At 58.5% G+C, this 14,723-nt stretch carries 14 protein-coding genes and 1 tRNA gene; 11 read left to right on the top strand and 4 right to left on the bottom strand.

The annotated features are described in order from the left end of the window. The first annotated feature begins 59 nt into the window (after positions 1–59). Positions 60–1,667, top strand: a complete 1,608-nt coding sequence (locus tag I6E56_RS09010) for an amidohydrolase (RefSeq protein ID WP_197137467.1) — start codon at positions 60–62, stop codon at positions 1,665–1,667. A 27-nt stretch (positions 1,668–1,694) separates the two neighbouring features. Continuing rightward, the gene (locus I6E56_RS09005) at positions 1,695–2,741 is read left to right on the top strand and encodes a DUF389 domain-containing protein (protein WP_197137465.1); all 1,047 of its coding nucleotides are present in this window, start codon (positions 1,695–1,697) and stop codon (positions 2,739–2,741) included. Positions 2,742–2,826: 85 nt separating this feature from the next. On the opposite strand, the gene I6E56_RS09000 is transcribed toward I6E56_RS09005, so the two are convergent. Further along, positions 2,827–2,910, bottom strand: a tRNA-Leu gene (locus tag I6E56_RS09000). A gap of 211 nt (positions 2,911–3,121) precedes the next feature. Between I6E56_RS09000 and I6E56_RS08995 the strand changes: the two genes are divergently transcribed. The 8 genes from I6E56_RS08995 (at position 3,122) to pknB (ending at position 12,767) form a co-directional block, all read left to right on the top strand. After that, positions 3,122–3,844, top strand: a complete 723-nt coding sequence (locus I6E56_RS08995; protein WP_307842814.1) for a M23 family metallopeptidase — start codon at positions 3,122–3,124, stop codon at positions 3,842–3,844. Positions 3,845–3,924: 80 nt separating this feature from the next. Continuing rightward, entirely contained in the window at positions 3,925–4,641 is a 717-nt protein-coding gene (locus I6E56_RS08990; protein ID WP_197137463.1) for a DUF3662 and FHA domain-containing protein, read from the top strand. Further along, positions 4,638–5,165 carry an FHA domain-containing protein gene (locus tag I6E56_RS08985; protein WP_197137462.1) on the top strand — a complete coding sequence of 176 codons (528 nt, stop codon included), beginning with the start codon at positions 4,638–4,640 and terminating at the stop codon, positions 5,163–5,165. The genes I6E56_RS08990 and I6E56_RS08985 overlap by 4 nt, the downstream gene beginning before the upstream one ends. 4 nt (positions 5,166–5,169) lie before the next feature. Further along, positions 5,170–6,414: a Stp1/IreP family PP2C-type Ser/Thr phosphatase gene (locus tag I6E56_RS08980; protein WP_197137460.1), complete on the top strand. Its 1,245-nt coding sequence runs from the start codon at positions 5,170–5,172 to the stop codon at positions 6,412–6,414. Next, a complete protein-coding gene (locus I6E56_RS08975) occupies positions 6,398–7,837 on the top strand; it encodes an FtsW/RodA/SpoVE family cell cycle protein (RefSeq protein WP_197137459.1) in 1,440 nt (479 codons plus the stop codon). The genes I6E56_RS08980 and I6E56_RS08975 overlap by 17 nt, the downstream gene beginning before the upstream one ends. Continuing rightward, a complete protein-coding gene (locus I6E56_RS08970; RefSeq protein ID WP_197137457.1) occupies positions 7,834–9,288 on the top strand; it encodes a penicillin-binding protein 2 in 1,455 nt (484 codons plus the stop codon). Before I6E56_RS08975 ends, I6E56_RS08970 begins: the two co-directional genes overlap by 4 nt. After that, the gene (locus I6E56_RS08965; RefSeq protein WP_197137455.1) at positions 9,285–10,973 is read left to right on the top strand and encodes a protein kinase; all 1,689 of its coding nucleotides are present in this window, start codon (positions 9,285–9,287) and stop codon (positions 10,971–10,973) included. The genes I6E56_RS08970 and I6E56_RS08965 overlap by 4 nt, the downstream gene beginning before the upstream one ends. Positions 10,974–11,042: 69 nt before the next feature. Continuing rightward, on the top strand, positions 11,043–12,767 hold the full coding sequence (gene pknB, locus I6E56_RS08960; protein WP_197137453.1) for a Stk1 family PASTA domain-containing Ser/Thr kinase: 1,725 nt from the start codon (positions 11,043–11,045) through the stop codon (positions 12,765–12,767). A gap of 39 nt (positions 12,768–12,806) precedes the next feature. On the opposite strand, the gene I6E56_RS08955 is transcribed toward pknB, so the two are convergent. The 3 genes from I6E56_RS08955 to I6E56_RS08945 are packed head-to-tail and all read right to left on the bottom strand — an operon-like array spanning position 12,807 to position 14,370. After that, positions 12,807–13,442, bottom strand: a complete 636-nt coding sequence (locus I6E56_RS08955) for a gamma-glutamyl-gamma-aminobutyrate hydrolase family protein (protein ID WP_197137451.1) — start codon at positions 13,440–13,442, stop codon at positions 12,807–12,809. Next, positions 13,439–13,597 carry a hypothetical protein gene (locus I6E56_RS08950; protein WP_197137449.1) on the bottom strand — a complete coding sequence of 53 codons (159 nt, stop codon included), beginning with the start codon at positions 13,595–13,597 and terminating at the stop codon, positions 13,439–13,441. The genes I6E56_RS08955 and I6E56_RS08950 overlap by 4 nt, the downstream gene beginning before the upstream one ends. Continuing rightward, positions 13,597–14,370, bottom strand: coding sequence for a class E sortase (locus tag I6E56_RS08945; protein WP_197137447.1), 774 nt, complete (start codon positions 14,368–14,370; stop codon positions 13,597–13,599). Before I6E56_RS08945 ends, I6E56_RS08950 begins: the two co-directional genes overlap by 1 nt. 81 nt (positions 14,371–14,451) lie before the next feature. Between I6E56_RS08945 and I6E56_RS08940 the strand changes: the two genes are divergently transcribed. Further along, the gene (locus tag I6E56_RS08940; protein WP_197137446.1) at positions 14,452–14,682 is read left to right on the top strand and encodes a cell division protein CrgA; all 231 of its coding nucleotides are present in this window, start codon (positions 14,452–14,454) and stop codon (positions 14,680–14,682) included. The last annotated feature ends 41 nt before the right edge of the window (positions 14,683–14,723 follow it).

Raw genomic sequence — 14,723 nt, 5'->3', positions numbered from 1 at the left:
TCACGCGCCGTTAGAGTTTTGGAGAGTTCCTTACTCAGCGGTACGTGAAAGGAAGCAGAATGTCTTCGACTCTTTTTGTCGGCACGGTCCTTACCCTCAACGAGAACGTTCCTCGTGCGAGCGCGGTCTTGGTAGAGGGCGATCGGATCACTGCCGTCGGCGCTGAAAGCGATCTCCGCTCGCAACTCCCCGCAGACGCGACAATTGTTGAGCTCGGCGAACGTGTGCTCATGCCTGGCCTCATAGAGCCCCACGGCCATCCGACATCGAGTGCCGTTCTGTTGAGCGAGAATGTGGTCGACATTAGGCCCGTAATCGTCACGGACCCGCACGAGGTAATGCACCGCATCCGCTCCGCCGTCGGCGCCGAACCGGCCGGAGTGCTTGCCAACGGGTGGGACCCGCTGCTTCAAGTGGGACTCGTTGATCCGACGCTAACAAGCCTCGATGAGCTTGCTGGCGACGTTCCTCTGGTGATCGTGCACAATTCAGGCCACAGCGCGTTCTTCAACTCGGCGGCCGCCGCACTCGCCGGCATCACTCGGGAAACTCCCGATCCTCAAGGCTCTTCCTATGGCAGGGATGACAAAGGTGAGTTATCGGGGGTTGCGCACGAAACGGCGGCGATTTTCACCGTCGCGGGGCCTTTCCTCAGCAAGTCGTATGCAGACTTCGACCGTTTGATGTCTGCCGAGCTGCACCGGGCCAACGCTGTCGGGGTCACAACGCTCTGCGATATGTCCTGGAACCCCGCGCAAGCGCCGCTGCTTGCCGCTGCTCGAGACCAACACGAGTTCACGGCTCGGCTTCGCCTCTACGAAATGTCTCATCCCGGTGGCACGAGCGCCATTGAGCGAGTCAATGGTGATCACGTGGTCTCACAGATTGGAATTAAGACGTGGGCCGATGGCTCACCGTGGGTCGGCAATATTGCAACGTCCTTTCCCTATCTGACGAACGCGACAACAACGGCGATGGGCCTTGAGCCTGGCCACCGGGGCACCGCGAATTTTTCCGAAGATGAATTGCGCGAAATTTCCCGGAATTACGCCGCCCAAGGCTGGCAGCTCGCCTGCCATGCTCACGGCGACCTCGCCATCGATAGTGTCCTCAACGCTTGGGAGACGGTGATTACCGAGCTCGGTCTCACCGATCATCGCTTTCGACTTGAACACGTCGGAGCAATCACGCCGGCGCAGTGTGAACGCGCCGCAACACTGGGGGTCACCGTGAGCGTCTTCGTCGACCACATCCACTATTGGGGCGATGTCCTCGTCGACAAGTTGTTCGGCGAACCCGGCATGAGGTGGGCGGATGCTCAGAGCGCGTTAGCGGCTGGAATACGCACCACGTTCCATAACGATGGCACCGTCACGCCGCTCGAGCCTTTTCGCAATATGGCTGTTGCAATGACCCGGCGGAGCAACACCGGCAGAGTGTTGGACGGCGCCAAAGGAGTCACTCTCGATGACGCTCTAAGGGCCCACACAACTTCTGCAGCCTGGCAGCTGCAGTCAGAGAACCACATCGGCAGCATCGAGGTCGGAAAATATGCGGACCTGATCGTCATTGATCGCGACCCGTATGAGGTCAGCAGTGAAGCTCTGGCGAATACCCAAGTGTTGGCCACCTACTTCGCTGGCGCCTTGGTGTACGAGAACAATTGATCTAACAGCACGGCGATCCACAGAACTATGACCGCGAGCGAGGGGCCGACGACCATGGACGCAGCAACTACTGATCTTCCGCCAACCAACCGCAACGGCATCGAGCACATGCGAAACGCGGTTCTCTTCGATGGGGCAGAACGCGGGCAACGGCTCAGCCGGTTCTGGATACTGCTGATATTGGCGTCCACGATCGCTGCCGCAGGAATTGTGGCTGAATCGACTGCCGCTGTCATCGGAGCCATGATCGTGGCGCCCATGATGCTCCCCATTCAGGGAACGATGCTCTCTACTGTGCTCGGAGATCGCATCAACCTCGTGCGTTCCATCGCGTTGATGGCAGCGGGTGCGACTGCCGCAGTCGGGGTCGGCTTCATCGTCGGCTTGCTCGTAGCTAATGATGTGGTCGCGGCGACGAACGATCAGGTTGCTGGCCGCGTGCACCCTGGACTCATCGACTTGCTTGCTGCGCTCGCCACAGGAGTTGTCGGCTCTTTCGCGCTCATTCGTCGAGACATCTCCGACACCCTTCCCGGGGTTGCAATTGCGATATCTCTGGTGCCGCCGCTCGTTGTTTCGGGACTCACTTTAGAGTCCGGAGCATTCGAGGAGGCATTGGGCGCATTGTTGCTGTTCATCACGAACGTCGCCTCTATTCTCGCTACAGGTGTCGTGGTGATGGCCCTATTCAAGGTTCAACAATCCCCTGCGCTTAAGTCAACGCCAGCGGCTTCACTCGTGCACAAACACAGGGCGGGCATCGCGATCTCGACAATGCTCGTGCTTGTCGCTATTCCACTCACTATTTCTTCCGCGAATACAGCGACCGCTACCGTTCGCGAAAATGCTATTCGCTCAACTGCGGAACAGTGGGCTGATGACGCTGAATGGGATCTGGTGAGCGTCGATACCGGCCTCAACCGAGTGTTCCTTCGTGTAACGGGCCCGCTGCCCGCACCCGACACCGATGAGCTCGCCACCCTGATCGCTGAACAAGGTGTTGATCCGAGCATTGTCGAGGTGGAACTCGTGCCGTCACGATTCGTCAATCTTCAGAGCCCTGCAACGCCCTAACCCCGCTGAGGAGCGCTCAGCGGGGCCGACAAAAATAGCCTTTGTTCTGACAAAATCTGCCAGAGCAAAGGCTATTTTTTCACTGTGCGCGAGGGGGGACTTGAACCCCCACGTCCTTTCGAACACACGGACCTGAACCGTGCGCGTCTACCAATTCCGCCACTCACGCGTGGGTTGAGTTGAACACTCAACTGAGTGAGATTATCACAGCGCCCAGCCGTTCAACGATTCTGGCACCAAAAGACGAATAGTGACGATTCACAGCTTCGTCATATAGGGTCGATAGCTGTCCGTGTGCCTAAAAAGCACGGGTTCAACCAGACTTGATCCAAAACTGTCCACCCAGACAGAACAAAGACCACACCCCTGGGGGTTACCGCGTGAAACGATTGCTGACTATCAGCGCAATCATGGCTGTTGTCGTGAGCGTGACTGTTCCTGCCGCAGCGCACTTGGAACCTTCATCGCGCGACATCGAGTCCACCGCTTCCGCCGCATCGGCTTCGGTCGTTCTCCAGCAGGCAACAGAGCTCGCCACCACCGAGAAGGCTGCGGTTGTTCCCATCCAGTCCTTCGCTTCATCGGTGGATGCCGAAATCTCGGCCGCAACTCGCGACGCCATCAAAATCAAAGAACCTGAGCCAGAGCCAGAGCCAGAACCCGTTGCTGAGGTCTACGCCGCGGCCTCCTCCGGTTCGTACTCTGGGAGCTACAGCGGTGCTTTCGCTGGGTTCTTGGCGCAGTGGCCTGCCAACGCCCCCGTGAACGACGGCTTCGGTTACCGCGGTACAGAATTTCACGGCGGCATCGACATCATGACAGGCAGCGGAGCGACGATTGTCTCGGCGTCACCGGGTGTTGTCACTGAGGTTACGTACGGCGGCGGCTGGGGCCAGTACGTGAAAATCGACCACGGAAGTGGCGTTTCCACCCTGTATTCCCACATGATTGCCGGATCACAAATGGTCTCCCCGGGCCAAACAGTGGCGGCTGGAACGCCAATCGGCCTGAGCGGTAGCACCGGCTACGTCACCGTCGCCCACCTTCACTTTGAGACCTACGTCAACGGCACTCGCGTTGACCCCATGGGCCTTCTGCCCTAATTGCTCGACCGTGGGTAACGGGTTAGCCCCATGCACCGGCTAACATCGACGTACTACAACGAGCCAGAACGAGGAGAGCTTTGGGTCTTCTGGACAACTTTGAACGAGGTCTCGAACGTGCCGTCAACGGCGCATTCGCTAAGACCTTTAAAAGTGGTCTGCAACCCGTCGAAATCACGAGCGCCCTGCGCCGCGAACTCGACACGCAGGCCGCCGTTGTGTCGCGCGACCGCATCCTCGTGCCCAACAGCTTCACCGTGCGTCTTGGCCAGAGTGATTACCAACGCATGTCGGGCCTCGGCAGTACGCTCATCTCTGAGCTCACCGAGCTTGTGCAACGCCACGCAACCGCGCAGCACTATTCGTTCTCCGGCGGAATCTCCATCGTGCTTGCACCCGACGACTCTCTCAGTCAGGGAATGATCGAAGTCGATTCCGTCAATGTGAAGGGAACCGTCGCGTGGACACCCGTGCTCGACATCAATGGCACTCGACACACGCTTAAACATTCCCGCACCATCATCGGTCGCGGCAGCGAAGCCGACATCACCGTCGATGACAACGGCATTTCTCGCAAACACGTAGAGATTCTTTGGGATGGCAGCCGTGCGGAGGTCAACGACCTCAACTCCACGAATGGGTCTAAATTGAACGGATCGCCCGTTTCTCGTGCACCACTCGCGCCGGAATCCGTGATTGATGTCGGCCGAACCCGTATCGTGTTCCGTGTGCTTGCCCAATCTGCAGATGTCGATCAGCCCGCTGATCGTCGCGACGACCGGGGGTTCACCCTATGAGTGAACTAACCCTCCTCTTGTTGCGCATCGCTTTCCTCGCCATCATGTGGGGTTTCATCTTCGCCATCGTCTACGCGCTCCGCTCTGACCTATTCGGAGAGAAGGTTCGCCGGATGCCCCTGCAGAGCGCAGCTCAGGTGCAACAAACCGCAGCAGCGCCATCCGCTCCCGCGCCGGCGGCCGCCCAGACGACGCGCCCTGTGCAGCCAGTTTCTGTCGAGGGCAGCTCGCTCGATGCCACTCGCTTGGTGATTGTTTCTGGTTCGAAAGAGGGCTTAGAGATTTCGCTCCCGGAGGAGCAGCTGACCATTGGGCGCTCCAGCGAGTCTGGGTTAGTCATCCGCGACGATTACACGTCGACCCATCACGCGCGCTTGTTGCGGTGGGCTGATAGTTGGGTCGTTCAGGATCTTGACTCCACGAATGGCACCTTCTTGGCTGGCCAGCGCGTGAGCGTTCCGACCCCGGTTCCGCTGAATACGCCGATCAAGATCGGCACTACTAGCTTCGAACTGCGGCGGTAATTGAATGGCCACTTTGGGCAACAGTGCTGCCGCATCCCATGTGGGGAAGGTTCGGGCTAACAACCAGGACAGTGCCTACGCCGGCAGTTACCTTTTCATTGTCGCGGACGGCATGGGCGGCCACGCTGGTGGCGACGTCGCTTCGGCGATCACCATTAAGCACGTTGTAGAAGCAGACCACGTTTTTGAGTCAGCAGAAGAAGCCGCTCAGGTGCTGCACGACACCCTGCTCGCCGCTAACCGCATCCTCTCCGACACTGTTATTGAGCACAATGAGCTCACCGGCATGGGAACCACGGTCAGTGGAATGGTTCGCGTCGGCAACAAAATGGGCATGGCGCACATTGGCGACTCGCGCATCTATCTGCTGCGCGACGGCACGATGAAGCAGATGACGCACGATCACACCTTCGTGCAACGTTTGGTCGAAAGCGGCCGCATCACGCTTGAAGAAGCGGCCGTGCACCCCCGTCGATCCGTTCTGATGCGAGTTTTGGGTGATGTTGATGCGTCACCGGAGATCGACACAGAGGTTTTTGACACGCAACCGGGTGACCGTTGGCTGCTCTGCTCTGATGGTTTGAGCAGTTTCGTTACAGAAGATAAGATTTCGGCCATCCTTCGCCGGGTGACCGATTCGCAAGCGGCGACAGAACGACTGGTTCAGGCAGCCCTCGATCAGGGCGCTCCCGACAACGTCACGGTCGTGTTGGTGGATGTCGGTGACGATGCGTCGTCGGCCCACGAGCCGCCGCTCATGGTTGGTTCCGCTGCTTCCCCGCTCTCCTTCGAGCCAACGATCGTGAAGAAGCCGGTTCGTTTGCCGAACCTGCTGCTGCACCCCCTCAAGGCCACGCAAACCGACGACAGCCACTTTGAGCCAGAGTCAGACGAGTACTACCAAGCGATCATCCGCGAGGACCGCCGCCGGGTTCGACGCCGCCGCATTTCGTGGATTACGTTCATTACCCTCACGGTCGCGGCGATCGTAGCCGGCCTCGTTTTGGGCTACCAGTACACTCAACAGCAGCACTTCGTGGGCACTGATGACGGCAAGGTCGCTATCTATCAGGGTGTGCAGCAAAGCATCGGCCCAATTTCCTTGTCACACGTGTACCAAATCACGGATGTTCGCGTCGTTGACCTCCCTCTCTACTTGCGCTCGAGCGTTGAGAACACCATCAACGCGAGTGACCTTGAAGATGCGCAACGCATTGTAGAAATGTTGTCTGATGCCCGTGTCCCCTAGCGCTGAAGCTCGGGCTGCGGCCGCCCCCCGAGCTATTACCGAGAACATCCGCCTCAAACTGCGGGTTCCTGCTCGCCTGCGCAATCTCGAACTCTTGCTCATCATCGTCGCGATCTTCATCAACCTGGGCGCGATAGCGCTCGTTCAATTAGGGGTGATGGGTCATCTTGGGTACACCGTCTTGGGGCTTTCGGCGATGCTCGGTGTTCTGGTTTTTGCGATGCACATCACCTTGCGAAAGACGGCACGGGATGCTGACCCCCTGATCTTGCCGATCATTACGGTGCTCAATGGCCTTGGTATCGCCATGATCTACCGTCTCGATTTGGCTGACGAGGTTTCGGGGTGGAGCAGCGGCGGAGTTCGCCAGATTGTGTGGACGGGCATTGCCATCATCATCGCTATGGCGGTGCTGATCATCATCAAGAATCACCGGGTACTTCAGCGGTATCGTTACATTGCGATGTTCAGCGGTATCGCCCTGTTGCTGCTGCCGCTCGCACCGGTCATCGGTGACACCCGGTTTGGCGCGCGCCTATGGGTTCAAATTGGTGCTTTCTCTTTCCAGCCCGGCGAGCTCGCCAAGATCGCTCTCGCGATTTTCTTCGCAGGTTATCTCGTGTCGGCGCGCGATTCTCTGTCCATGGTCGGTCACAAATTTATGGGAATGACCTTCCCTCGTGCCCGCGACCTCGGCCCCATCTTTGTTGTCTTCGTGGCATCCATGCTTGTGTTGATCTTCCAACGCGATATGGGTACCGCCCTGCTTTACTTCGGTCTCTTCCTCGTGATGATTTACGTCGCCACCGGGCGCTCGAGCTGGATCCTGCTCGGAATGGCCATGTTCTTGGGCGGCGCCTTTGTCGCAAGTCGCTACCTGACCTATATTTCCGGCCGCATTGATGCCTGGCTCGATCCCTTCAATCAGGAGGTTTACGAGGCAACGGGAGGCAGCTACCAGTTAGTGCAGGGCCTTTTCGGTTTCGCTGACGGTGGACTCATTGGTACAGGGCTTGGACGAGGCAGCCCCGGGATCACCCCTCTCGCCGAGAGCGACTACATCGTTGCCTCACTTGGCGAAGAACTCGGCCTTATCGGCATCTTCGCAATTCTGGCGTTGTACCTTCTGTTTGTGTCTCGTGGATTCCGTATCGGCTTTGCTGGTCAAGATGATTTCGGCCGCCTCTTGGGTGTCGGTCTCGCTTTTGTGATCGCCCTTCAGGTCTTTGTCGTAATCGGTGGCGTCACACGCGTGATTCCATTGACCGGTCTCACGACCCCGTTCTTGGCGGCGGGTGGTTCATCCCTCGTTGCAAACTGGATCATTGCGGCGCTTTTGCTGCGCCTCTCTGACACCGTGCGTCACCAGCCGCAGCTTGTGATCGAGCCCTCGATCGAAAACCGATTGGTGGTGGGACAGTGAATCGCGAACTGAAGCGAGTGAGTGCCGTCGTGCTCCTCATGTTTGTGAGCTTGTTCATTTCAAGTTCAGTGATTCAGGTCGTCACGGCCGACAGCCTGCAGGCGGATGGCCGCAATGTACGCACGCTCTACGCAAGCTATTCGGCCGAGCGTGGCCCCATCCTCGTCAATGGCGAGCCAATCGCATACTCCGAGCCCGTCGACGATGAGTTCAAATTCCTTCGGGTCTATCCGAAGGGCGAGCTGTATGCGCCGATCACTGGCTACCTCACTCTGAACCAGGGAAACACTGGTTTGGAGAACTCACTCAACGACTACCTCAGTGGTTCGTCGAATGACCAGTTTTTCGATCAGGTGAACTCAATTCTTACTGGCCAGAACCCCACGGGGGCTGCCGTCGAGCTCACAATCGACCCCGTAATTCAGCAGGCTGCGTGGGATGCTCTCGGAGACCTTCAGGGGGCCGTTATCGCCATCAAGCCTGACACTGGCGAGATCCTGGCGATGGTGTCGAAGCCGTCCTACGACCCCAACGAGTTGGCTGTCCACAACACGAGCGAAGTCATCGAGGCATATGACCGCCTGCTCTCTGACCCGGATGACCCGTTCTACAACCGCACGCTCGCAGGACCTCTGGATCCTCCCGGTTCGACGTTCAAACTCGTAGTAGCGGCTGCCGCTCTCGAAAGCGGCGACTACACAGCAGACAGCACGTTCCCGAACCCCGCAGAGCTTCAACTGCCGGAGAGTACCTTCGTAATCAGCAACTCCGACAGCGCGACGTGCGGCTCGGGTGACACTGCGTCGATCGCTACAGCTATCCGGCTTTCGTGCAATATTCCGTTTGCCCAGTTGGGCGAGGAGCTCGGCTCCAACGCCATTCGCGAGCAGGCAGAACTCTTTGGTTTCAACGAAAGCGTCTCAGTGCCGCTCGCGTCGACCGAGAGCGTTTACCCCAGCGCGCTTGATGCTCCGCAAACCATGCTCTCGGCATTCGGTCAATCCAGCGTTCGCGCCTCGCCTTTGCAGATGGCAATGGTGTCGATGGCGATCGCGAACAGCGGCACACTAATGCAGCCCAATCTTGTTGAGAGCATCGTGTCTTCCGATCTCACGACTATCGAATCCTTCGAGCCCACATTGTTCAATCAGGCAATCAGTGCGCAGACCGCGGCCGCCCTCACCCAGATGATGGTTGATGGTGTCAGTAGTGGTGCTGCGAACACTGCCAGTATTGATGGGGTTGAGGTTGCAGGAAAGACCGGTACAGCAGAAAACGGAGAAGGCGAGCCATACACCCTATGGTTTACCGGATTCGCGCCGGCAAATGATCCAGAAGTTGTTGTCGCGGTAGTTGTCCAAGACGGTGGCGGGCTAGGACAGTCCGGCACATCGAGTGGGCTCTCCGCACCAATTGGGCGTCAAGTACTAGAGGCGGTGCTAAACAGATGAGACCAACTAGTGGACTCACATTCGGCGGTAGATACCAGCTTTCCAGTCGCGTAGCGATTGGTGGCATGGGCGAGGTCTGGCAAGCAACAGACCTCGTGATCGGTCGAACGGTTGCGATTAAGATCCTCAAAGACGAGTACCTCGGTGACCCCGGGTTCTTGGAGCGTTTCCGCGCTGAAGCGCGCCACGCTGCTCTCGTCAACCACGAAGGGATCGCCAACGTCTTCGACTATGGCGAAGAAGAGGGAAGCGCCTACCTCGTCATGGAACTCGTTCCTGGAGAAGCCCTCAGTGCCATCCTTGAGCGTGAACGCGTGCTCGACCCCGACCGGGTTCTCGACATCGTGTCTCAGACCGCCGCGGCGCTTCAGGCTGCCCACGCCGCAGGTCTCGTGCACCGCGATATCAAGCCAGGAAACCTCCTCATCACGCCAGAAGGCCGTGTGAAGATCACCGACTTCGGTATCGCGCGCATTGCCGACCAGGTGCCGCTGACCGCGACCGGTCAGGTCATGGGAACGGTGCAGTACCTCTCGCCAGAACAGGCCAGTGGCCACCCCGCCTCCCCCACAACAGACATTTACTCTCTCGGAATCGTCGCCTACGAAGCTCTTGCTGGTCGCCGCCCGTTCACGGGCGAATCGCAAGTCGCGATCGCGATGGCGCAGATCAACGAGACTCCACCCGAACTGCCGATGACGGTGTCCGAACCGGTGCGCAACCTTGTGTACGCGTGCTTGGCCAAATCGCCGGGCGACCGACCGGCATCCGCTTCGCATCTCTCTCGTGCAGCACAATCGTTGCGTCGGGGGGATGTCGCTGCTGCGGCCACCGCTGTCCCCGGCATCCTGGGCGATAACTCTCATGCCGCGACCGTTGGCCTCAACTACGGCAACGCCACGCAAGCTACTCGCGTGATCACGACTGCAAACCCTGCGGGGGCTGCGGCAACGCCGGATGAAGTTCTCGAAGAGACCAAGCGTCGCAACCCCTGGACCTGGCCCATTGTTGCGCTTATTTCCTTACTCGCCGTCGTATTGATTGGCGCGATTATCGCGCTGCTTGCAAGCCCCGGCGATGAAGAGCCGGTAGCAACCAGCTCCACGCCGAGTGCTTCTGCGACTGTTGAGCCAACGCCAGACCCAACGCCGACGGAGACAAAGGTCTCCCTCGATGCTGAAGAAATTCTCAACCGCACGCAGGATGCCGTGCAATCGATTCTCGACGAGAAGGGGCTCGTTCTCGACGCTAGAACCGGCACCGAAGCCCCCAGCTCTGAGAAAGTCGGCTTCTCCTACGAAGTTTCACCGGATGGCAACGTCGACAAGGGCGAGACCATCACTGTGTTCTTCTACGACGAGATCGCGGTTACTCCAGACCCGACGCAGCCCTCTGCAAACACTTTGGAACCGCTTGGGCCATATCTCGGCGGCGAAACTGTCACCGTAAAGTGGCCCACCTATCAGGGTTGCCCCGCCGGTCATTCGCTTTCGAAGTTCAACTTCCTGGTTGTTGGCGGTCCTAGCGCAGGTGCCTCTAGCTACGATTCTGGCGTGAGCGAGTTTGATATCACCTTGCCGTCGGAGGAAGGCGAAACCACAAAGATCTCCTACACCGCAGTGTGCACCGATCTTGAGTCACAGTCGTCAGAGCCAGTAACTGTCACCATCGTCGCCGGGCCGTGAGCCATTATCACGAGTTCCAGCGGATAGACTGAGACTACACAGACAGCAATAACAATCGGGAGTGAACTAGTGAGCGAAGGCGTGGCAAAGGATGTACGCCAGCTCGCTGGGCGATACCAAATTGGCGAGCTTCTCGGCCACGGCGGTATGGCAGATGTTCATTTGGGAACAGACACACGACTGGGGCGTCGAGTAGCGATCAAGCTACTCAAGCCGTCGCTCGCTAACGATCCCGCCTTCCGCACTCGTTTCCGTCGCGAAGCTCACGACGCTGCAAAGATGGCGCATCCCACCATCGTGCGAATTTTCGATGCCGGTGAAGAGTCCGTTGTCGATGAGACGGGTCATGAGACTCTCATCCCGTTCATCATCATGGAATACGTCGATGGTCGACTGTTGAAGGACATCGTCGCTGAAGGCCCGATCGCTCCTGAAGAGTCAGCGCGCATCGTCTCGCAAGTGCTCACCGCTCTTGAGTACTCGCACCGCGCCGGGGTCGTTCACCGCGATATTAAGCCCGGAAACATCATGGTCACCAAGAGTGGCCAGGTGAAGGTCATGGACTTCGGAATTGCACGAGCTGTCTCTGACTCCGCTGCAACAATTGCCGAGTCAAGCGCCATCGTCGGCACCGCCCAATACTTCTCGCCCGAACAAGCCCGCGGCGAAGGGGTCGATGCTCGCTCCGATCTCTACTCCACCGGCGTTGTTCTGTTCGAGCTTCTCACTGGTCAGCCTCCGTTTACTGGGGCGAACCCTGTTGCCGTAGCGTACCAACACGTCAATTCTGAGCCTGTGCCCCCGAGCACGATGGTTGCTGCGGTCTCTCCCGCTCTTGATGCTGTCGTGTTGCGCTCCCTCGCGAAGGATCGCTTCGACCGCTACCAGAGTGCTGCAGAGTTTCGCACCGATGTCGAAGCTGCGGCTATCGGCTCCGTTCCGGATCGCAAGCAGCTCGCATCCACAGATTTCAACTCCACGTTATTTGGAGTCAACCCCAACACCACAGCCGGCACCGATGCAACTTTCCGCCAGCTCGCAGTTGACGAGAACGACCGTACCCCGCGCACTCAAAACCGTCCTCCGGTTGCCTGGATTTGGGGCGGCATCGCTCTTATGGCGGTCATCATCGTTTCGGTCGTCGTGTGGGCCTTTAGCCTCACTCCGGCGCAGCTGGCTGGCACGAGCGCTGTCGACGTCCCCGACGTCGCGAGCCTGACCTACGAAGAGGGTTCCTCGCTGCTCACTGAGCTCGACCTCGTTCCCAAACGCGTCAATCAGGCTAGCGAGACGATCGACGAGGGCATCATCATCCGCACGGATCCAGGACCAGGCCAAACCGTTCCGCTCGGTCTCGAAATCCAAGTGGTCGTGTCGTTGGGCCGCACACCCGTAACCGTCCCGAACGTCAGCAACATGAAGGAAGATGCGGCGATCTCGCTCCTTGAGTCCGCTGGCCTGGTCTACGGATCGACCTCTCAGACTTACTCGCCCAACCTCAGCAAGGGCACCGTGATCAGCTCTGACCCGCGCGGTGATGCAGAGCGCACGGCAGATGGTGAAATCATCCGCGAGGGTGAAACTGTCAACTTGGTAGTCTCTAACGGCCTCGTTCAGGTTCCAGACGTCACCGGTCAAGCAATCGGCGATGCCAACTCAACGTTGACTGCCCTCCAACTCAGCGTCAAGCTGAATGCGGACTTCGGATGCTCGGGCAACACGGTCAGCTACCAGTCGATCATTGGCGATCAAGCCCAAAAGTCCCAAATCACTCTGAACTACTGCGCTGGTTAGAGTCCCGCCCCCTCACCTGCGGGGTGATTGAATGCGGCTCTAGTTGTGTACTAGAGGGGTGAGCGTCTTAGCTAGTGCCGGTGCTTCCGTCATTCCAACGCGAGACAACCAGTTGCCGAGCATGAGGTACCCGCCCTCGGTGAGCACAGACTCCGGATGGAACTGCACGCCATAGACCGGCTGTGTAGCGTGCTGTACTCCCATGATGATTCCGTCATGCGTGCGTGCCGTGACAACGAGGTCGTCGGGAACAGTGCCGTCGACGATAGCGAGCGAGTGGTATCGCGTCGCGGTGAATGGCTGAGGCAAGTCACGGAAAATAAGACTGTCGTCGTGTTCGATCTGCGACGTCTTGCCATGCATGAGCTCATCGGCGTGCGTCACCGTAGCGCCGAGCGCCTCAGCGATAGCTTGGTGCCCGAGGCACACTCCTAGGAGCGGGATGCCCGCTGCAAGGGCTGCATGCACGATCGGAATACTCACTCCGGCGTCTGCTGGAGTTCCGGGGCCGGGCGAGAGCAGCACGGCGTCGTAGTCCGCAAGAACCGTCGCGGCGTCATCCGCACTGAAAGCATCATTGCGCACGACCTCAGTTGTGGCACCGAGTTCGAGTAGGTACCCGTTGAGGGTATAAACAAAGCTGTCGTAGTTATCAACAACGAGAATGCGAGTCACTGTTGCACCGTCGCATCCAAGGGGGTGACAAGTGGCAGTGCCCAGGGGAAAACCCACATGAACAAGGCGGCCACGATCGCTGCGGCCAGCACCAAAAGAATTAGGATGCGAACTATTGCGGGCCCAGGGAGCACACGCCAGAGTGCTGCGTACATTAGCCAGCTCCTTCAATATTTTGCACGATCGCGGCGATCTCGGAGGGCGCTCCCTCTGAGCGCGGATACCAAGTGTCATACACCGCATACGCAATAACGCGCTCGTCCGCAGTGTGAATGGGATTGCAGCTGGTCAATGTCATGATGCGGTCACTAGCTACCGCACCTGCAAACTGTGGAACAGGCTCAAGCACACCAACCCCTGAGGCCATGACGTATTCAAGCGAACGATAAACATAGCGGTACCAACCTGCTTCAGTCTCGACATAAATACTGTCGCCGAGTTGGAGCTTGTCGATGTCGAAGAACGGGTCACCGTATCCGGTGCGGTGTGCAGCAACCGCAAAGTTACCGACTTCGCCGGGCATTTGGGTTCCGGTGTAGTGGCCAACACCCTGTGCGTTGAGAACGCTGTAGAGGGCGACACTTTCAGCGATCGGTATCGCGTAGTCTGCGCCAAAACGCGGAACAATCAGAGTGCCGAACGCCTCCGCTTGCGCGGGTGCTTCGTCAACGACGGGCACGCCAGGGTCAGCACGCTCAGTTGGCGCGAGAGTAATAGCTTCGCCCTTGCTCCACTCTTGGCTTAGCTGAAGGGCATCGTCGCGTTGTGCGTTGCTTACGAAATAGCTGTTGATCCAGGTCTGCCAGACCAGAAACAACAGAACGACCACGCCAGCGGTAATGAAGATTTCACCGAGCACTCCGATGAAGGAGATGGGTCGGCGGCCCTTCGCACTGCGCCGCGCTCGGCGACCGTTTTCGAGAACCATGGTCGCAATTCTATCCGCAGACTCCGCTTGGTTTCCGCGCGGCCGTTCAGCACTCAGGGCGTTCGCGCTAGAATCTCTCCCATGGCCCGTAACTCTGCAGAAAAATCATCGTCGCGTCCCGCTGAAGACGCCCCCAACGCGGTCTGGTTTAAGCCCGTCATGTTTGGCTTCATGCTGATCGGGCTCGCGTGGATCATCGTCTTCTATGTCAGCAACCAGCAGTTGCCGATCGCATCGCTTGAGAGCTGGAACATTCTCGTTGGATTCGGCATCCTCTTCGTCGGATTCCTTATGACAACGCGGTGGCGCTAGAAATTACACCGGTGTAGTTATACCCAGTGTTAATAACCCTG

Origin of the sequence: Salinibacterium sp. NK8237 (assembly GCF_015864955.1) — a bacterium.
In the GTDB taxonomy this organism is placed as follows: Bacteria; Actinomycetota; Actinomycetes; order Actinomycetales; family Microbacteriaceae; genus Rhodoglobus.
The sequence above is the reverse complement of the archived record's forward strand: the minus strand, read 5'-3'. Positions and strand labels throughout refer to the sequence as shown.